This window comes from Mycobacterium sp. MFM001, assembly GCF_003402475.1.
Lineage (GTDB): Bacteria > Actinomycetota > Actinomycetes > Mycobacteriales > Mycobacteriaceae > Mycobacterium.
In genome coordinates this window covers 338,758-356,406 of sequence record NZ_BFAB01000004.1, presented here as the reverse complement: position 1 = coordinate 356,406, position 17,649 = coordinate 338,758, and the positions used below count along the sequence as shown (strand labels likewise).

Here is a 17,649-nt window from a genome sequence, read left to right as displayed (position 1 = left end):
GCCGAGGCGCCCGCGCGCCCGGAGCCCACTCGCCGCGCATCGGCCGAGCCGGTGCGCCGCGAAAGCACCCGCGGGGGAGCGGTCCGCCGCCCGCCGCCCGCCGGCCGGAACGGCTACCAGGCCACGCATTACCAGCGCTGAGTAAATACACTGGCGCCGTGCCGCGTCCCGTCGCCCTGATCACCGGGCCCACATCCGGAATCGGCGAAGGCTACGCACGCCGCTACGCGGCCGACGGCCACGACCTCGTGCTGGTAGCCCGCGACGCCGACCGGCTGAACCAACTGGCGGCGGAACTGCGCGACGAGGCCGGCCGCGACGTCGAGGTGCTGCCGGCCGACCTGGCCGATGCCGACGGCCGCGGCAAGGTCGCCCAGCGGCTGGCGGCCGGTGTCGACGTGCTGGTCAACAACGCCGGATTCGGCACCTCCGGTGAATTCTGGACCGCCGACCCGGCGTTGCTGCAGGCCCAGCTCGACGTCAACGTGACCGCGGTGATGCAGCTGACCCGGGCGGCACTGCCGGCCATGCTCGACGCCGGCTCGGGCACCGTGATCAACGTCGCCAGCGTCGCGGGGCTGCTGTCGGGTCGCGGCTCGACGTACTCGGCGTCCAAGGCGTGGGTGGTGTCGTTCACCGAGGGCCTGGCCGGCGGCCTGAAGGGCACCGGCGTGAGTGTGCACGCAGTCTGTCCGGGCTACGTGCACACCGAATTTCATCACCGGGCCGGCATCGACATGACCAAGCTGCCGTCGTTCCTGTGGCTCGACGTCGACGACGTGATCCGGGAGAGCCTCGCGGACATCGCCCGCGGCAAGGTGATCAGCGTGCCCGGTCTGCAGTACAAGCTCCTCACCGGCGGCGCGCGGATGTTGCCGCGAAACCTGGCGCGCGCCACCACAAATAGATTCGGTCGGGGCCGTGGCAGAACTTGAGCCTCGCGACGAGCTGGCCGAGCTGGTACGCCGGTTGTCGGTGGTGCACGGGCGGGTCACGCTGTCGTCGGGCAAGGAAGCCGACTACTACGTCGACCTGCGCCGCGCCACCCTGCACCACCGGGCCGCCCCGCTGATCGGCCGGCTGATTCGCGACCTCACCGACGACTGGGACTACGCGTCGGTCGGCGGCCTGACGCTGGGCGCCGATCCGGTCGCCACCGCCGTCATGCACGCCCCTGGTCGGCCCATCGACGCGTTCGTGGTCCGCAAGTCAGTGAAAACCCATGGCATGCAACGACTTATCGAAGGCCCCGACATCACTGGGCAGCGGGTGCTGGTGGTCGAGGACACCAGCACCACCGGTGCCTCGGCGCTGACCGCGGTGCGCGCGGTGCGCGACGCCGGCGCCGAGGTGGTCGGTGTGGCGACGGTCGTCGACCGCGCCACCGGCGCCGCCGAAGCCATCCAAGCCGAGGGCCTGGCCTACCGCAGCGTGCTCGGCCTGGCGGATCTGGGTTTGCGCTAGACACCGTGCGGGCTCTCATTGCGATGTTGGCGACGATGGTCCTGGTGTCCGGCTGTGGCAGCTCGCATCACCCGGAGCGCATCTACGGCGCACAGTCCGCCCGGTTGGGTGAATCGCTTGCGGTGCTGGGCTGGAACGTCGCGGTGTCCAACCTGCGCTGGAACGCCGACTACGTCTTGGTCGACGTCGACGCGGCCCCCACCGATCCGGCCGCCCCGCACGCCAAACCGGCGGACCTGCGGTTCGGGCTGTACGGCGCGCTGGCCCACCCGATGGAGGCCGCCGGCATCGGCAGCTGCGGCACCGCGAAAAACGTTGTAGTGCGGCCACTTTCGTCACCATCACCCGACCGGCTCACCGGCACAGTGTGTTTGGGCCCGCAAAAGGAGCGCAGCACCGTGCGCGGCGTGTACGTGTATTCGCCGCGGGACCGGATCGCCGGCAGCGCCGCGGCGTATCCGGCAACCTTCCCGGTGGGAATGCTGCCGACCAAGGAGAACGACATCGGCATGGTCGTCAAGACCACCAGCGTGTCGGCGTGGCGCGCCGACGGCGTCCAGCTGAGCCAGCAGTCACTGGGCGACCCGGCGGCGTTCACCGGCAGCGGCTACATGCTGCTGGGCCTGGTAGCCGACGCGATCGCCGCCAAGTACCGCGACGACTCCGCGGCCCGCGGCGGGCCGATGATGCTGCTCGCCGCCCCGACCCTGCCCCCGCCGGGGCTGTCCCCGGCCTGCTCGACGTACGGGTCGTCGGCGCTGCTGCTGCCCGAGGCGTCGCTGGACGCCGTACACGTCGACGCCTCGCTGTGCACCCAGGGCGAGATCAACCAGGCGCTGCTGTACGCCACCGTCTCGGTGGTCGGCACCCACGCCGCCGTCTGGACCAACCGATGACTGGTCCGACGGAGTGGGGTGCACCGACTGGTGGCGTCGGGCCGTGGGAAGGACCGCTCCCAACAGATCCGCGTTACGACCCGGCGCTGCTGCGCGACGGCGACACCCGCAACGTCGTCGACGCCTACCGGTACTGGACGCGAGAGGCGATCATCGCCGACATCGACCAACGCAGGCATCCGCTGCATGTGGCGATCGAGAACTTCGGCCACGACGCCAACATCGGCGCCGTGGTGCGCACCGCCAACGCGTTCGCCGTCGACACTGTGCACATCGTCGGCCGCCGCCGCTGGAATCGCCGCGGCGCCATGGTGACTGACCGCTACCAGCGGCTGTCCCATCACGACCACGTCGCCGGCCTGCTTGACTTCGCGTCGCATGAGGGGTTGACCGTGGTCGCCGTCGACAATGTTCCCGGGGCCGCCCGGCTCGAAGAGACTGAGTTGCCCCGGGATTGCCTGCTGGTGTTTGGCCAGGAAGGTCCAGGCATCAGCGACGACGCCCGGGCGGGCGCGGCGCTGACCGTGTCGATCGCGCAGTGGGGCTCGACGCGCAGCATCAACGTCGCCGTCGCCGCCGGGATCGCCATGCACGCCTGGATCACCCGACACGGAAACATCGAGCAGGCCTGGTAAGGCAGGATCAGGTTACATGGAGCAGGTATGGGCCAACCGGGCGGCCAGCGCAGAAACCGCGGTGACCACCCGGCATCTCAAACGACTGTGGGCGCTGCCGGGCACCCAGCTGGGCGTGGTGGCCTGGCCGCCGGTGCGGCGCGACCGGTTGTTCGGCAGCTGGCACTACTGGTGGCAGGCGCACCTGCTGGACTGTCTGGTCGACGCGCAGCAGCGCGATCCAAAACCGGAGCGCGTCAAGAGGATTCGGCGGCAGATCCGCTCACACCGGCTGCGCAACACTGGCCGGTGGATCAACAACTACTACGACGACATGGCCTGGCTGGCGCTGGCCCTCGAGCGGGCCTCGCGAATTGCCGGCATCGACCGGCATCGCGCGCTGGACAAGCTGACCGACCAGTTCGTCAAGGCGTGGGTGCCCGAGGACGGCGGCGGCATCCCGTGGCGCAAGCAGGACCAGTTCTTCAACGCTCCCGGCAACGGCCCGGCGGGGATCTTCCTGGCCCGTTACGGCGACCGGCTGAAGCGCGCGCAGCAGATGGCGGACTGGATCGACGCGACGCTGATCGACCCGGAGACCCACCTGGTGTTCGACGGCATCAAGGCCGGCTCGCTAGTCCGCGCGCAGTACACCTACTGCCAGGGCGTGGTGCTCGGGCTGGAAACCGAACTGGCCGTGCGCACCGGCGACGAGCGGCATGCGCCGCGGGCGCACCGGCTGGTCGCCGCCGTCGACGAGCACATGGCGCCGGGCGGGGTGATCAAGGGCGCCGGCGGCGGCGACGGCGGGCTGTTCGCCGGGATCACCGCCCGCTACCTGGCACTGGTGGCAACGACGTTGCCGGGGGATTCGGCCGAGGACACTACGGCCCGCGACACCGCCCGCAAGCTGGTTCTGTCGTCGGCGCAGTCGGCGTGGGATTACCGGCAGACGGTCGACGGCCTGCCGCTGTTCGGGCCGTTCTGGGACCGCACTGCCGAAATGCCGACGACGGCGGGCAAGAAGGCGGAGTTTGTCGAGGGCGCGGTCACCGGCTCGGAGATACCCGAGCGCGACCTGTCGGTGCAACTGTCCGGCTGGATGCTGATGGAGGCCGCGCACGCGGTAACTGCCGACGAGAGGAGTGATGCGTGAACAAGGTCTACGCCGACGCCGAGTCCGCCCTGCAGGGGCTACTGACGGACGGAATCACCGTCGCATCAGGCGGTTTCGGCCTGTGCGGCATTCCGGAGAACTTGATCCAGGCGCTGGCTGACAGCGGGGTCAAGGACCTCACGATCGTCGGAAACAACGCCGGCGTCGACGGTTTCGGCATGGGGGTGTTGCTCACGGCGAGACAGGTCAAGAAGGTGATCGCCTCCTACGTCGGTGAGAACAAGGAGTTCGAGCGTCAGGTGCTCTCAGGCGAGTTGGATCTCACGCTCACGCCCCAGGGCACGCTGGCGGAGAAGTTACGCGCCGGCGGCGCAGGCATTCCCGGCTTCTACACCCGCACTGCCTACGGCACCGAACTGGCCGAAGGCAAGGATGTCCGCGTCTTCGACGGCACGGAATACGTTCTGGAAGAAGGCATTCGGGCCGACGTGGCGCTTGTGAAGGCGTGGAAGGGCGACGCGGCGGGCAACCTCGTCTACCGCAAGACAGCCCGAAACTTCAACCCGATGATCGCCACCTGCGGCGCCGTGACCGTGGCCGAAGTCGAAGAGCTCGTGGAGGTGGGCGAGCTGGATCCCGACCTGGTCCACACGCCCGGCATCTACGTGGACCGCATCATCGAAGGCCGCAACTACGAGAAGCGCATCGAATTCCGCACGACGAGCAACGGTTCAAACCTCAAGCACGACAGTCCGATTCGGGAGAGGATGGCTCAGCGCGCCGCTCAGGAACTGCGCGACGGCTATTACGTGAACCTGGGCATCGGCATACCGACGCTGGTGGCCAACTTCATTCCCGAGGACATCAACGTCACGCTGCAGTCGGAGAACGGCCTACTCGGCATCGGGGCCTATCCGACCGACGACGCCGTCGACCCCGACCTGATCAACGCCGGCAAGCAGACGATCACAAGTCTGCCGGGCTCGAGCTTTTTCAGTAGCGCCGATTCGTTCGCGATGATCCGCGGCGGCCACATCGACCTGTCCATCCTGGGCGGCCTGCAGGTGGCCGAAAACGGTGACCTGGCCAACTGGATGGTGCCCGGCAAGATGGTCAAAGGGCCCGGCGGCGCAATGGATTTGGTGTCGGGGGTCAAGCGCGTGATCGTCGTGATGGATCATGCCGCCAAGGACGGCAGTCCGAAAATCCTGCCGCAGTGCACGCTGCCGCTGACCGGCAAGGGCGTGGTCGACATGATCATCACCGACCTGTGCGTGTTCGACGTCGAGCCGGGACAGGGGTTGCTGCTCACCGAATTGCATCCCGGTGTCACGGTCGAGGAGGTGCGCGCCAAGACCGGCTGCGATTTCCGGGTCGCGCTGTAGGACTAAGTTTGCCCTGCATCGAGTGTGCATCCTGGGCGTCGAATGTGAACGTAGGGCGGCATTTTCGCGAGTTTCCCGCCCTGGATTCGCACTGGAAGCCCTCAGTGCACACTCGATGAGGCGACTACTCGGGGACCGCTAGCCGCTCTTCGGGCTCCGCCGCTGCACGGCGGCGACCCAGCCACATCCGCCCCGCCGAGATGAATGCGGGAATCATCGACACGAACAAGATCCCCAGGATGATCTTTTCCAAGTTCTGGTGCACGAAGGCGACGTTGCCCAAGAAATAGCCGGCCAGCGTCGCACCCGCGCCCCACGCGATGCCGCCGACGATGTCGAACCCAAGGAACAGCGGATAGCGCATGTAGGACACCCCGGCGACCACCGGGGTGAATGTCCGCACGAACGGCATGAACCGGGCCAGGATGATCGCCATCGGCCCGTACTTCTCGAAGAAGGCGTGCGACTCGGTCACGTAGTGCTTTTTGAAGAAGCGTGAGTCTTCCTTCTTGAACAGCGCCGGGCCGATCCGCCGCCCAATGATATAGCCGGTCTGGTCGCCGAGCACCGCGACCACGGCGACGCAGATCGCGAGCACCTCGATGCTGACGGGCGGGTTGGTGCTGGCCGCCAGCAATCCGCCGGTGAACAGCAGCGACTCGCCGGGCAGCAGCGGGAACAGCAGGCCGGTCTCGATGAAGACGATCAGCAGGATGCCGGGCAGCACCGCGTGCCCGAAGACGCCGTTGGCGCCCAACCAGTACATCGGGTCGAGCAGGTCGGGCAACGCGACCAGGGTGGTAGTCATTGCCCATCAAGATACCGGCGGGTCCCGGGCGGTCTGTCGACGCCGGGCCGCTGTTGCGATACTGGAGGCCCACGATCGCCAGGAAGGAAGTTTCATGCCCATCGCGACGCCCGAGGTCTACGCCGAGATGCTGCGACGTGCCAAGGAGAATTCGTACGCCTTCCCGGCCATCAACTGCACGTCCTCCGAGACGGTCAACGCGGCGATCAAAGGCTTTGCCGACGCCGGCAGCGACGGCATCATCCAGTTCTCCACCGGCGGCGCCGAGTTCGCTTCCGGTCTGGGGGTGAAGAACATGGTGACCGGCGCGGTGGCCCTGGCCGAGTTCGCCCACGTCATCGCCGAGAAGTATCCGATCAACGTGGCGCTGCACACCGACCACTGTCCGAAGGACAAGCTGGACGGCTACGTGCGGCCGCTGCTGGCGATCTCCTCCGAGCGGGTCTCGGCGGGCAAGGACCCCTTGTTTCAGTCGCACATGTGGGACGGCTCGGCGGTGCCGATCGACGAGAACCTCGACATCGCCCGTCAGCTGCTCAAGGACGCCGCGGCCGCCAAGATCATCCTCGAAATCGAGATCGGCGTCGTCGGCGGCGAAGAGGACGGCGTGGCCAACGAGATCAACGACAAGCTCTACACCACGCCGGAGGACTTCGAGAAGACCATCGACGCGCTGGGCCACGGCGAGCACGGCAAGTACCTGCTGGCAGCGACGTTCGGCAACGTGCACGGCGTGTACAAGCCGGGCAACGTCAAACTCCGCCCGGACATCTTGGCTCAGGGGCAGAAGGTGGCCGCGGCCAAACTGGGGCTGCCCGACGGCTCCAAGCCGTTCGACTTCGTGTTCCACGGCGGGTCGGGCTCGGAGAAGTCGGAGATCGAGGAGGCGCTGCGCTACGGCGTGGTGAAGATGAACGTCGACACCGACACCCAGTACGCGTTCACCCGCCCGGTCGCCGCGCACATGTTCACCAACTACGACGGCGTGCTCAAGGTCGACGGCGAGGTGGGCAACAAGAAGGTCTACGACCCGCGCAGCTACCTGAAGAAGGCCGAGGCGGCGATGACCGAGCGGGTCATCGAGGCCTGCAACGACCTGCACTGCGCCGGAAAGTCGCTAACCGCCTAACCGGCGGTGGATTGGCAGATCTTCCACTCGTCGTCGCGGTACTGCAGGTCGAAGCTGCGGGTCGAGCGGACCTGCGGCGCGTAGGCCATGAACGCGGTGACGTTGGCCTCGGCGTGTTTGTCGTCGACGACGACCTGGTCGATGCTGGCGACCACCGGGTACTGCCTGGCCGCCGCGACCCGCTGGTAGGTGTCCTGCCAGGCCTGCTCGTCGTAGCTCACGTAGCCGTCGCGGATGTTGCCGCAGGTGATGGTCCGCAGCGTGGCCAGGTCGCCCTTTTGCACTGCGGCGTCGAAACTTTGGATGGTGCTGCGGACCTGGTCCTCCTGCGACGCGTGCTTCTTTTTGTTGCCGTGCGTCAGCAGCACGGTGCCCAGCACGGCTACCGCCGCCAAGGCCAGGATGATCAGGATGAGCGCCAGCACCCAGCCCCAGCTGCGCTGGCTCGACGGCCGCAGCTTTGCGCCGAGCCGAGGCGGAATCAGTTGCGGCATAGCGGTTCTCGGCGTCGCCCGGCCCTGGCCCGTCGATCCCTCACCCGTCTGAAAGACCTCGGTGGCCGGCTCCGGGGAGGTGGCGATGACGGCGGTCTCCTTGGCGTCGAAACCCGGTGCGGTGAAGCGACGTTCGCCACGCTGGAACTGCGGTTGGGGAGCGTCGCGCTCGCTTTCACGCTGCGCCTTGGCGATCACCTCGGTGGCGGGCTCCGCGTCGGAGGGTGCCGTGCGGTAGGCCTCGGTCACCTCGTCGTCGGGATCAGCCTGCCCCTCGGCGGAATCCGCCGCCTTGGCGTCTGGATCGAATCCAGCCGCGTTCGGCTTGTCGTCCGATGGATTGGGCATGAGCGCTGCTGTCCTCCGGCTGTCGAGATCGGTAGTTGGAGCTTAGCGACCGCCCCACGGTTATGTGGCGACGCCGGGGCGGTCGGGTCGTCGGGCAGCACGGCACAATGAACCCCATGCCACCCCGCCGGCGACGATGCAGAGCGAAGCGATGAGGAGGAGCGGCGCTTATGACACCGTTCGGTGATCTCCTGGGACCGGATCCGATCTTGCTGCCCGGCGATCCTGACGCCGAGGCCGAGCTGCTCGCCGACGAGAAACCGGCGATCGTCGCCGCCGCACATCCCTCGGCGTCGGTGGCCTGGGCGGAGCTGGCCGAAGAAGCGCTGGCAGACGACAAGGCGATCACCGCCTACGCCTACGCCCGTACCGGCTATCACCGCGGGCTGGACCAGCTGCGGCGCAACGGGTGGAAGGGCTTCGGCCCGGTGCCGTATTCGCATGAGCCCAACCGGGGATTCCTGCGGTGTGTAGCGGCGCTGGCCCGTGCGGCCGACGCGATCGGGGAGACCGACGAGTACCAGCGTTGCCTGGACCTGCTCGACGACTGCGACCCGGCGGCGCGCGTCGAACTGGGCTTGAGCTAGCAGGCGGCTCGCTCGACCTGGACGGTGACGTGCTGTAGGCCGCGGTCGGCCAACACCGCGCGGGCGTCGTCGAGCACCCGCGCCGAGTCGTGCCGGCTGGTCAGGTGCGCGGTCGCCATGTCCCTACCCGGCACCAGCGTCCACACATGCAGGTCGTGGACGCCGGTCACGCCGTCGACGGCGCCCAGCGCGGCCCGCAGCTCCTCGACGTCGATGTGCCGCGGCGACGTTTCGGACAGAATCCGCAACGCGCCGCCGGCCAGCGCGATCGCCCGCGGCACCACCCAGAGCGCGACGACGACGGCGACGACGACGTCGGCGTACGGCCAGTGCGTGGTGAGTGTGACCAGCCCGGCGATCAGCACGCCGATGCTGCCGACCATGTCGGCGACGACCTCCAGGTAAGCGCCCTTCACCGCCAGGCTCTGCGATGCATGTGAGTGCAGCAACAACGCAACCACGGCATTGGTGGCCAGGCCCGCGAGCGCCACCGCGACCATCGGCGCGCCGGGAACGTCTGGGGCGTCGCCGAGTCGCCGGACCGCTTCGTAGCCGATGAACGCGGCCATCCCGATCAGCAGCGTCGCATTGGCGATGGCGGTGAAGACCTCGGCGCGATGCCAGCCGTAGGTGCGCCGCGGCGACGCGCTACCGCGGCGGGCCAGCGTCAGCGCCGTCAACCCCATGACGGCAGCGACCACGTCGGTCAGGATGTGACCCGCGTCGGCCAGCAGCGTGATCGAGCCGATCGCCAGCGCGGTGCCCAGTTCGACGACGAAAAACCCGCTCAGCAAGGCTGTCGCGACGAGCATCCGGGAGACGCGAGACATGCCAGCCAATATATGCGCGTTTACGCATATATCGCAAGCCTAGGTCCAGGCGCTCCAGAACCGGGTCAACTGGCCACCGAGCTGCGCCAGCAAAGTGGGCACGCCGGACAGCTCGAAGAACCAGTAGACGATGCCGAAAAACCACTGGTTGAGCAGCGGCGTGATCAGCAGCACCAGCAGGATCAAAAAGCCCCACGGCTTGAACGGTTCGACCGCGCGTTGTGTCTCCGGGCTCAGGTGCGGTTCCAGCGCGCCGTAGCCGTCGAGGCCCGGGATCGGCAGCAGGTTCAGCAGCACCGCGGTGACCTGCAGGAAGCCCAAGAACGCGACCCCGGCCCACAACACAGGGTGCGCAGGGTCGTAGAACAACCGGGTCGACGCCAGCAGCAGCACCGCCAGCACCAGGTTGGCCGCCGGCCCAGCCAGGCTGACCAGGGTGCGCTGCGCGGCCGTCATGAACGACGTCCGCACGTAGACGGCCGCGCCGGGCAGCCCGATCCCGCCCAGCGCGATGAACAGCATCGGCAGGCCCAGCGACAGACCCGGGTTGCTGTATCGGCGCGGGTCCAGTGTCAGATAGCCGCGGACCGCGACGTCGTGGTCACCGAACCGCCACGCGGTGACGGCGTGGCCGAACTCGTGCAAACACAGGGACACCAGCCAACCGGCGATCACCAAGATGAAGACCCCGACCCGGGCGGAAAGGCTGATTTGCGCCCCGGCCAGCCAGGCCAGCACGCCGCCCAGCACGGTCAGGCCGACGATTGCCAGGAAGATCGGGCTGGGTCGCACCGATTGGTGCGTGCCGCGGATGCTCACGCCACGACGTTACCGGCTCCGACTACGGATTCGAGTCGGCGTATTGGATGCCCTGATTGACTTGGTCGATCGCCTGTTGGACGAGGTTGATCGCTTGTTCGCGGTGCCCGCCCTTGTCCGGCTCGGCTTGTTGGAGTTCACTCAGCCCCTGCTGCAGGTGATCCCTGGCGTTGACCATGTGAACCTGAACGGCGTAGGCCGTGCCGGCGCCCAGGACGCCGAAACTCGTTGCCGTGAGGACCCCGGCAACCATCAGCCGAAACTTGGAAACCTGCATCGTGAAGCCTTTCCTGCGCGCGGAAGTCAGTGGTCGGAATGTAGCAGCAAACATGCTCACCGGACCAGGAGCCAGCCTTCGACGTGCCGGTAGAACGTGGAGCGCCGCACCGGTCGGGCGGCTGGGACGCCGTCGCGGATCACGGCCGCGCCGGTGGTGCCCAATTGGGCGGCGCGCCCGGTCACCCAGCGTCCGCCGGCAACGCGGGCGCGCAGCCCGGGCAGCGCCGACGTCGGCTCGATCCGCACGCCGTCGACGTCGCCGTCGAAGAGCGTGGTGTCGTCGACCACCGCCTCGCCGTGCAGCTGCGGCGCGTCGTCGGCGGGCCGCCATTCGGCTGCGCCGACGATCACCGAGCCGGTCTCGTCGCGAATCAACGGCACCCGTTGCGCGGAGCCGCCCCGTGCCCGCCTCGCCGCGCGCCATCCGGCCGGCAGACCGTAGGCCCGCGTTGCCGCGCTGCGCCGCCGCGACACGAACGCCACCTCGACGTCGAGTCGGTCGGCACGCAGCAACCGGCTCAGCACCGCCGCCAGGTCGGCGTCCGAGCCGACCACGATCAGCCGCCGAGGGTCAGTCGCGTCGACGTCGTCGACAACCGGCAGCCCGTCAAGCGCACGCGGCAGGCGATCGCCGAACAACAGCACAGCCGTGTTCAAAACTCTCCTCGCAAAGAGTTGGCGTTTGAGATTGCGCCCAGGGTCGTGGTTCCTCACGAATCACGACCCTGTACGCGATCTCAACGACGCGGGGGCCTTTCTACCGGCTAGTGTGGGCTACCGGCTGGACCACAATAATCAGGAGAACCATGCCGGCAATCGTCCTGATCGGCGCCCAATGGGGCGACGAGGGCAAAGGCAAGGCCACCGATCTACTCGGCGGCCGCGTGCAGTGGGTCGTGCGCTACCAGGGCGGCAACAACGCCGGGCACACCGTCGTCCTCCCCACCGGTGAGAACTTCGCCCTGCACCTGATCCCGTCGGGGGTACTCACGCCGGGCGTCACCAACGTCATCGGCAACGGTGTGGTGGTCGATCCCGGCGTGCTGCTCGACGAGCTGAAGGGCCTCGAGGATCGCAGCGTCGACACCTCCCGGCTGCTGATCTCCGCCGACGCCCATTTGCTGATGCCCTACCACGTGGCCATCGACAAGGTGACCGAGCGTTACATGGGCAGCAAGAAGATCGGCACCACCGGCCGGGGCATCGGTCCGTGCTACCAGGACAAGATCGCCCGCATCGGCATCCGGGTGGCCGACGTGCTCGACCCCGGCCAGCTGGCCCACAAGATCGAAGCCGCACTGGAATTCAAGAACCAGGTCCTGGTCAAGATCTACAACCGCAAGGCGCTGGAACCCGAACACGTCGTGCACAACCTGCTCGAGCAGGCCGAGAGTTTCAAGCACCGCATCGCCGACACCCGGCTGCTGCTCAACGCGGCCCTGGAACGCGGCGAGACCGTCCTGTTGGAAGGCTCGCAGGGCACCCTGCTCGACGTCGACCACGGCACCTACCCGTACGTGACGTCGTCGAACCCGACGGCGGGCGGCGCGGCCGTCGGCTCCGGCATCGGCCCCACCCGGATCACCACCGTGCTGGGAATCCTCAAGGCCTACACCACCCGCGTCGGCTCGGGCCCGTTCCCCACCGAATTGTTCGACGAGAACGGCGAATACCTGTCCAAGACCGGCGGCGAGTTCGGCGTGACGACGGGGCGGCGCCGGCGCTGCGGTTGGTTCGACGCCGTCATCGCCCGCTACGCCACCCGGGTCAACGGCATCACCGACTTCTTCCTGACCAAGCTCGACGTGTTGTCCAGCCTGGAAACCGTTCCGGTGTGCGTCGGCTATGAGATCGACGGCAAGCGCACGAACGACATGCCGATGACGCAGAGCGAGCTGGCCCGCGCCGAACCGGTCTACGAGGAACTGCCCGGCTGGTGGGAGGACATCTCGGACGCCCGGCAGTTCGACGATCTGCCCGCCAAGGCGCGTGACTACGTGCTGAGGCTCGAAGAGCTTGCCGGAGCACACATTTCGTGCATCGGAGTCGGCCCGGGCCGGGACCAGACCATCGTGCGCCGCGACGTGCTGGCGGCCAACCCGTGAGCGAGATTCCCGAAGAACTCGACCCCGACTACCCCAAGCACGGCGGCTTCCCCCGCTACGAGGCCGCAGAGCCCGGCCCGGGTTTCGCCAGGTTCGTCACCGCGATGCGGCGCCTGCAGGACCTCGCGGTGTCCACCGATCCCGACGACGGCACCTGGGACAGCGCCGCCGAGCGGGCCGAGGAGCTGGTCAAGCTGCTCGACCCGTTCCAGGCGCCGGAGGGCGTCGCTCCGGCAGGGCGCGTCCCGTCGATGCCCGGCCTGGGCAGCCTGCTGATGCCGCCGTGGAGCATGACGAAGTTCGGTCCCGACGGCGTCGAAATGCGCGGCCAATTCAGCCGCTTTTACGTCGGCGGCAACATGGCGGTGCACGGCGGTGTGCTGCCGCTGGTGTTCGACTGGATGTGCGGAATGGTGGTGGTCGCCGCGGGCCGCCCGATCAGCCGGACCGCTTTCCTGCACGTCGACTACCGCAAGATCACCCCGATCGACACCCCGCTGGTGGTGCGGGGATGGATCGCCTCCACCGAGGGCCGCAAGGCGTTCGTCTCGGGTGAACTGCGCGACCCCGACGACAACCTGTTGGCCGAATCCAATGCGCTGATGCTGCGGTTGTTGCCCGGCCAGCCGTAGTGCGTGCGGCGCCTATCCTTGGTTCAAATGACTGAGGACGAGCCGGCCCGCGGAAAGCATGAACAGTCTTCCGACGACAACGCTCAGCGCACCACGGTGATGTTGTTGGGGGGCGGGGAGTTCAGCCGGGAGTTGGCGATCGCTTTTCAGCGGCTCGGCACCGAGGTGATCGCGGTCGAGCGGTATGTCGACGCGCCCGCGCACGGGGTGGCCGACCAATCGGTGGTGGTCAGGCTGACCGACACGGACGAGTTGGCGGCGGTCATCGGCCGGCTTCAGCCCAATTATGTGGTGACGGTGACCGACGTGGTGGCCGCCGACGCGTTGACGGCCGCTGCGGAAACCGGGTTCGCGCAGGTGTTTCCGACGGCCCGCGCCGCCCGGCTCACCGCCGACCGGGAGGGCCTGCGTCGCCTGGCCGCCGACGAACTCGGGCTGCCCACCGCGCCGTTCTGGTTCGCCGGATCGGTCGACGAACTCCGCGAGGTGGCCGAGCACGCCGGATATCCGCTGCGGATCCAGCCGGTGGCGCCGGGCGGCGACGGGGAGTCGGTGATCTACGGGCCGTTCGATCTCGAGTCGGCGTGGCGGACTGCGGTGTCGGCCGGCGGGCCGCTGGCGCCTAAACGGGTGATGGCCGAGACCGTCGTCGAGGTCGATTTTCATGTGACGCTGCTCACGGTGCGCAGCGACGGACCGAAAGGTCCGGTGGTCGAATTCTGTTCGCCGATCGGACATGGCCACGTCAGCGGCGAGGCGCTGGAATCCTGGCAGCCGCAACAGATGAGCCGCGCAGCGCTGGACGTTGCCAAGTCGATCGCCGCACGCATCGTCAAAGCCCTCGGCGGGCGGGGCGTGTTCGGGGTCGAGCTGATGATCCGCGGCGACGAGGTCTACTTCTGCGATGTCACCACGCGGCCATACGAGAACGGCGTGGTAACCCTGCGCAGCCAGCGGCTTTCGGAGTTCGAACTGCAGGCCCGGTCGATCTTGGGCCTGCCCACCGACACCATCATGATCTCCCCGGCCGCCGCGCAGGTGCTGTACTCCAGTCACGAGGCGATCGACACCGGCGCCGACAACACCGGGCCGATCGGCGGCGCGCTGACCGAGGCGCTGGCGGTGCCGGAAAGCGACGTGCGGATTTTCGGCCACCACCAGTCCGACGAGCGGCGCCGGCTGGGGGTGGCGGTCGTCACCGCGGTGGACGTGCCGACAGCGCGTGAGCGGGCCAAGCAGGTGGCGACCGCTCTGCGGAAGGTGTGGCAGTCGTGAGAGACTCACGCGGGTGAGTTACGCAGGAGATATCACGCCGCAGCAGGCTTGGGAGCTGCTGAGCGAGAACCCCGACGCGGTGCTGGTCGACGTTCGCACCGACGCCGAGTGGCGCTTCGTCGGCGTGCCCGACCTGTCCGGCCTCGGCCGTGACGTGGTGTACATCGAGTGGAACCGCTCCGACGGCACCCGCAACGAGAACTTCGTCGGCGAACTGCTGGAACGGGTGCCGGCCCGCGACGACCGGCCCGTGGTTTTCCTGTGCCGCTCCGGCAACCGCTCGATCGGTGCCGCCGAGGCCGCCACCGAGGTGGGCATCAGACCGTCGTACAACGTGCTGGACGGCTTCGAAGGACACCTCGACGAAGCGGGCCACCGCGGCGGAACCGGTTGGCGGGCAATCGGTTTGCCCTGGAGACAGTCGTGAGCGCCGGCGACTCCATCAGGGTCCCGCCGCCGCTGCCCGATGGCGTCGGCCCGGCCACCATCGGTGTGCGCGGCGGAATCCTGCGGTCGCAGTTCGAAGAGACCGCGGAGGCAATGTATTTGGCCTCCGGCTACGTCTACGAGTCGGCGGCCGCCGCGGAGCAGGCTTTCACCGGCGAGGTGGACCGCTACGTCTACTCCCGCTACGGCAATCCGACCATCACGATGTTCGAGGAACGGCTGCGGCTGATCGAGGGGGCGCCGGCGGCGTTCGCCACCGCCAGCGGCATGGCGGCGGTGTTCACCTCGCTGGGCGCTCTGCTGGGTGCGGGCGACAGGTTGGTCGCCGCGCGCAGCCTGTTCGGCTCGTGCTTCGTGGTGTGCAACGAGATCCTGCCGCGCTGGGGAATCGAAACGGTTTTCGTCGACGGCGACGACCTGTCGCAGTGGGAGCAGGCGCTGTCGGTGCCGACTCAGGCGGTGTTCTTCGAGACGCCGTCGAATCCGATGCAGTCGCTGGTCGACATCGCCGCAGTGGTCGAGATGTCGCATGCCGCCGGCGCAAAAGTGGTGCTGGACAACGTGTTCGCCACACCGCTGCTGCAGCAGGGCTTCCCGCTCGGCGTCGACGTGGTGGTGTACTCGGGGACCAAACACCTCGACGGGCAGGGCCGGGTGCTGGGCGGGGCGATCCTCGGCGACAAGGAATACATCGACGGCCCGGTGCAGAAGCTGATGCGCCACACCGGCCCGGCGATCAGCGCCTTCAACGCCTGGATTCTGCTGAAAGGCCTTGAGACGCTGGCTGTTCGGGTCGAACACGCCAATTCCTCGGCGCAGCGTGTCGCCGAGTTCCTCGAGGGGCATCCCGCGGTGCGCTGGGTGCGCTACCCGTTCTTGCCGTCGCACCCGCAGCACGATCTGGCCAAGCGGCAGATGTCCGGTGGCGGCACCGTCGTCACGTTCGAACTCGACGCCCCGGAAAGTGCGGCCAAACAGCGGGCCTTCGACGTGCTGGACAAGCTTCAGCTGATCGACATCTCCAACAACCTCGGCGACGCGAAATCGCTTGTCACCCACCCGGCGACTACCACGCACCGGGCGATGGGTCCGGAAGGTCGGGCCGCGATCGGCCTGGGCGACGGCGTGGTGCGCATCTCCGTCGGGCTGGAGGACACCGAAGACCTGATCGCCGACCTCGATCGGGCGCTGGGCTAAGCCGCCAATTTCGCACAAGCAAACCCCCGAGCGGTAAATACTGGATCCAGCGCCCGGGGAGGGGGTTGGTCCGTGCAGCGTCGAACGGTCCTGAAGCTACCGCTGCTGGCGGCCGCGGGTACCGCGCTGGCCCGCGCACCGCGCGCCGGCGCAGAAGCAGGCCGATGGTCGGTTGACCGAGCCAATAGCTGGTACCAGGCGCAGGGCTGGCTTATCGGTGCCAACTACATCACCTCCAACGCCGTCAACCAACTCGAGATGTTTCAGGCGGGCAGCTTCGATCCGCGGCGCATCGACACCGAGTTGGGCTGGGCCCGGTCGTGCGGGTTCAACACGGTGCGGGTCTTTTTGCACGATCAGCTCTGGGCCCAGGATCATCGCGGCTTTCAGGGACGTCTGGCGCAGTTCGTCGGGATTGCGGCGCGGCACCGGATCAAGCCGCTGTTCGTCTTCTTCGACTCCTGTTGGGATCCGTTGCCCAAAGCCGGTCGGCAGCGGGCGCCGAAGCCGGGGGTGCACAACTCCGGCTGGGTGCAAAGCCCGGGCGCCGAACGGCTCAACGACGGCCGTACCCGAACCTTGCATGACTACGTCACAGGTGTGTTGACCCAATTCCGCAACGACGACCGCGTTTTGGGCTGGGATCTGTGGAACGAGCCCGACAATCCCTCGCAGGTGTATCGCGACGTCGAGTTGAAAGACAAGCAGCAGTATGTTGCAGACCTGCTGCCGCGGGTGTTTCGTTGGGCACGCGAGGTCGATCCACGTCAACCACTGACGAGCGCGGTGTGGGACGGCAACTGGGGAGATCCGGCGCGCCGCAGCGTAATCGCGGGCATTCAACTGGACCAGTCCGATGTGGTCAGTTTCCATTGCTATGACGAACCGGCGGCATTCGAGAGCCGGATCGCCGAGCTTGCGCCGCTGGGCCGGCCGATGCTATGTACCGAATACATGGCTCGTACCCGTAACAGCACTGTCGACGGAATATTGCCGATTGCCAAGCGGCACAACGTCAGTGCGATCAATTGGGGCTTGGTCGCCGGCAAGACCCAAACCTACTATCCCTGGGACTCGTGGGATCAGCCCTACACCGCGATTCCGAAGGTGTGGTTCCACGACCTGCTGCACCCCGACGGGCGGCCCTACCAAAGCGCCGAGATCCAAACGATCCGTAACCTCGGTGCGCTGAATACCACTGGATGACGGCGAGATAACGATTC

20 protein-coding genes and 1 pseudogene are annotated in these 17,649 nt (G+C 67.7%); 15 read left to right on the top strand and 6 right to left on the bottom strand.

The genetic code is table 11. From position 1 onward, the window contains the following. The 7 genes and pseudogenes from MFM001_RS25190 to MFM001_RS25115 all read left to right on the top strand — a co-directional run. Positions 1–141 (top strand): annotated as a pseudogene (locus MFM001_RS25190) (hypothetical protein); the annotation flags it as partial. 17 nt (positions 142–158) lie between these two features. Beyond that, positions 159–935, top strand: coding sequence for an SDR family oxidoreductase (locus tag MFM001_RS09865; RefSeq protein ID WP_116375060.1), 777 nt, complete (start codon positions 159–161; stop codon positions 933–935). Continuing rightward, positions 922–1,464, top strand: a complete 543-nt coding sequence (gene pyrE / locus MFM001_RS09860) for an orotate phosphoribosyltransferase (protein WP_116375059.1) — start codon at positions 922–924, stop codon at positions 1,462–1,464. The genes MFM001_RS09865 and pyrE overlap by 14 nt, the downstream gene beginning before the upstream one ends. A 23-nt stretch (positions 1,465–1,487) precedes the next feature. After that, complete coding sequence (locus MFM001_RS09855; protein WP_238159077.1) at positions 1,488–2,360, top strand: hypothetical protein; 873 nt, start codon at positions 1,488–1,490, stop codon at positions 2,358–2,360. Next, on the top strand, positions 2,357–2,995 hold the full coding sequence (locus tag MFM001_RS09850) for a TrmH family RNA methyltransferase (RefSeq protein WP_371685517.1): 639 nt from the start codon (positions 2,357–2,359) through the stop codon (positions 2,993–2,995). Before MFM001_RS09855 ends, MFM001_RS09850 begins: the two co-directional genes overlap by 4 nt. Before the next feature lie 16 nt (positions 2,996–3,011). Beyond that, on the top strand, positions 3,012–4,130 hold the full coding sequence (locus MFM001_RS09845) for a glycoside hydrolase family 76 protein (protein ID WP_116375057.1): 1,119 nt from the start codon (positions 3,012–3,014) through the stop codon (positions 4,128–4,130). After that, a complete protein-coding gene (locus MFM001_RS25115) occupies positions 4,127–5,476 on the top strand; it encodes a 3-oxoacid CoA-transferase (RefSeq protein WP_116375056.1) in 1,350 nt (449 codons plus the stop codon). The genes MFM001_RS09845 and MFM001_RS25115 overlap by 4 nt, the downstream gene beginning before the upstream one ends. Before the next feature lie 124 nt (positions 5,477–5,600). On the opposite strand, the gene MFM001_RS09835 is transcribed toward MFM001_RS25115, so the two are convergent. After that, on the bottom strand, positions 5,601–6,284 hold the full coding sequence (locus MFM001_RS09835; protein WP_116375055.1) for a VTT domain-containing protein: 684 nt from the start codon (positions 6,282–6,284) through the stop codon (positions 5,601–5,603). Between the two features lie 94 nt (positions 6,285–6,378). Here MFM001_RS09835 and fbaA point away from each other — a divergent pair, with 94 nt between their 5' ends. Beyond that, positions 6,379–7,413, top strand: coding sequence for a class II fructose-bisphosphate aldolase (gene fbaA / locus MFM001_RS09830; protein ID WP_116375054.1), 1,035 nt, complete (start codon positions 6,379–6,381; stop codon positions 7,411–7,413). On the opposite strand, the gene MFM001_RS09825 is transcribed toward fbaA, so the two are convergent. Beyond that, on the bottom strand, positions 7,410–8,255 hold the full coding sequence (locus tag MFM001_RS09825) for a hypothetical protein (protein ID WP_116375053.1): 846 nt from the start codon (positions 8,253–8,255) through the stop codon (positions 7,410–7,412). The genes fbaA and MFM001_RS09825 overlap by 4 nt on opposite strands. Before the next feature lie 170 nt (positions 8,256–8,425). On the opposite strand from MFM001_RS09825, the gene MFM001_RS09815 reads away from it, so the two are divergent. Continuing rightward, positions 8,426–8,842 (top strand): DUF3151 domain-containing protein, encoded by a 417-nt coding sequence (locus MFM001_RS09815; protein WP_116375051.1) that lies wholly within the window; start codon positions 8,426–8,428, stop codon positions 8,840–8,842. On the opposite strand, the gene MFM001_RS09810 is transcribed toward MFM001_RS09815, so the two are convergent. The 4 genes from MFM001_RS09810 to MFM001_RS09795 are packed head-to-tail and all read right to left on the bottom strand — an operon-like array spanning position 8,839 to position 11,427. Next, positions 8,839–9,672: a cation diffusion facilitator family transporter gene (locus tag MFM001_RS09810; RefSeq protein ID WP_116375050.1), complete on the bottom strand. Its 834-nt coding sequence runs from the start codon at positions 9,670–9,672 to the stop codon at positions 8,839–8,841. The genes MFM001_RS09815 and MFM001_RS09810 overlap by 4 nt on opposite strands. Positions 9,673–9,711: 39 nt before the next feature. Beyond that, on the bottom strand, positions 9,712–10,491 hold the full coding sequence (locus tag MFM001_RS09805; protein ID WP_116375049.1) for a site-2 protease family protein: 780 nt from the start codon (positions 10,489–10,491) through the stop codon (positions 9,712–9,714). 22 nt (positions 10,492–10,513) lie between these two features. Continuing rightward, the gene (locus MFM001_RS09800) at positions 10,514–10,768 is read right to left on the bottom strand and encodes a hypothetical protein (RefSeq protein WP_116375048.1); all 255 of its coding nucleotides are present in this window, start codon (positions 10,766–10,768) and stop codon (positions 10,514–10,516) included. Positions 10,769–10,824: 56 nt separating this feature from the next. Next, a complete protein-coding gene (locus tag MFM001_RS09795; RefSeq protein ID WP_116375047.1) occupies positions 10,825–11,427 on the bottom strand; it encodes a peptidase M50 in 603 nt (200 codons plus the stop codon). A gap of 149 nt (positions 11,428–11,576) precedes the next feature. Between MFM001_RS09795 and MFM001_RS09790 the strand changes: the two genes are divergently transcribed. The 6 genes from MFM001_RS09790 to MFM001_RS09765 all read left to right on the top strand — a co-directional run bounded on the left by MFM001_RS09790 (position 11,577) and on the right by MFM001_RS09765 (position 17,632). Continuing rightward, a complete protein-coding gene (locus tag MFM001_RS09790; protein ID WP_116375046.1) occupies positions 11,577–12,875 on the top strand; it encodes an adenylosuccinate synthase in 1,299 nt (432 codons plus the stop codon). Next, positions 12,872–13,507 (top strand): PaaI family thioesterase, encoded by a 636-nt coding sequence (locus MFM001_RS09785; protein WP_116375045.1) that lies wholly within the window; start codon positions 12,872–12,874, stop codon positions 13,505–13,507. Before MFM001_RS09790 ends, MFM001_RS09785 begins: the two co-directional genes overlap by 4 nt. Before the next feature lie 27 nt (positions 13,508–13,534). Further along, positions 13,535–14,782, top strand: a complete 1,248-nt coding sequence (gene purT / locus MFM001_RS09780; protein WP_116375044.1) for a formate-dependent phosphoribosylglycinamide formyltransferase — start codon at positions 13,535–13,537, stop codon at positions 14,780–14,782. 13 nt (positions 14,783–14,795) lie between these two features. Continuing rightward, the gene (locus MFM001_RS09775) at positions 14,796–15,209 is read left to right on the top strand and encodes a rhodanese-like domain-containing protein (protein WP_116375043.1); all 414 of its coding nucleotides are present in this window, start codon (positions 14,796–14,798) and stop codon (positions 15,207–15,209) included. Continuing rightward, entirely contained in the window at positions 15,206–16,426 is a 1,221-nt protein-coding gene (locus MFM001_RS09770; RefSeq protein WP_116375042.1) for an O-succinylhomoserine sulfhydrylase, read from the top strand. The genes MFM001_RS09775 and MFM001_RS09770 overlap by 4 nt, the downstream gene beginning before the upstream one ends. 72 nt (positions 16,427–16,498) lie before the next feature. Beyond that, positions 16,499–17,632, top strand: coding sequence for a cellulase family glycosylhydrolase (locus MFM001_RS09765; RefSeq protein WP_116375041.1), 1,134 nt, complete (start codon positions 16,499–16,501; stop codon positions 17,630–17,632). The last annotated feature ends 17 nt before the right edge of the window (positions 17,633–17,649 follow it).